Here is a 1,149-nt window from a genome sequence, read left to right as displayed (position 1 = left end):
CCGGCTGGCGGCGGCGTTGGCGCCGGAGGTGGACGAGGTCCTGACCCGCCACCCCTTGCGGGAACTGGTCTCCTCCAGCGACCCGTTGCCGCTGCTGGTGGAACGGGAACGGGCCCTGTTCGGCTCCTGGTACGAGTTCTTCCCGCGTTCCGAGGGCACCCCGGAGCAGCCCCACGGCACCTTCCGTACCGCCGCCCGCCGCCTGCCCGCGATCGCCGCGATGGGCTTCGACGTCGTCTACCTCCCCCCGATCCACCCCATCGGGACCACCTTCCGCAAGGGCCGCAACAACACCCTCTCCCCCACCCCCGACGACGTCGGCGTGCCGTGGGCGATCGGCTCCCCCGAGGGCGGCCACGACGCCGTCCACCCCGACCTGGGCACCCTGGAGGACTTCGACCACTTCGTCACCGAAGCCCGCACCCTGGGCCTGGAAGTGGCGCTGGACTTCGCGCTGCAGTGCTCACCCGACCACCCCTGGGTGCACAAACACCCCGAGTGGTTCCACCACCGCCCCGACGGCACCATCGCCTACGCCGAGAACCCGCCGAAGAAGTACCAGGACATCTACCCCATCGCCTTCGACGCCGACATGCCCGGCCTCATCGCCGAAACGACCCGGATCCTGCGGCACTGGATGGACCACGGGGTGCGGATCTTCCGCGTCGACAACCCCCACACCAAACCGGTCGTCTTCTGGGAACAGGTCATCGCCGACATCAACGCCACCGACCCCGACGTCATCTTCCTCGCCGAGGCCTTCACCCGCCCCGCGATGATGCACACCCTGGCCGCGACCGGCTTCCAGCAGTCCTACACCTACTTCACCTGGCGCAACACCAAACAGGAACTCACCGAGTACGCCACCGAACTCGCCGGGGAAGCCGCCGCCTACATGCGGCCCAACTTCTTCGTCAACACCCCCGACATCCTCCACGCCTTCCTCCAGCACGGCGGCCGACCCGCCTTCGAACTCCGCGCCGTCCTCGCCGCCACCCTCTCCCCCACCTGGGGCGTGTACGCGGGCTACGAACTGTGCGAGAACACCCCCCTCAAACCCGACAGCGAGGAATACCTCGACTCCGAGAAGTACCAACTCCGCCCCCGCGACTGGGACGCCGCCGAACGCGACGGACGTACGATCGCGCC

1 pseudogene is annotated in these 1,149 nt (G+C 68.8%); it reads left to right on the top strand.

Annotation, left to right across the window (positions count from 1 at the left end):
* A pseudogene (locus ACWD26_RS44105) lies at positions 1-1,149 on the top strand (alpha-1,4-glucan--maltose-1-phosphate maltosyltransferase); the annotation flags it as partial.

This window comes from Streptomyces sp. NPDC002787, from assembly GCF_053592095.1.
The sequence above is the reverse complement of the archived record's forward strand: the minus strand, read 5'-3'. Positions and strand labels throughout refer to the sequence as shown.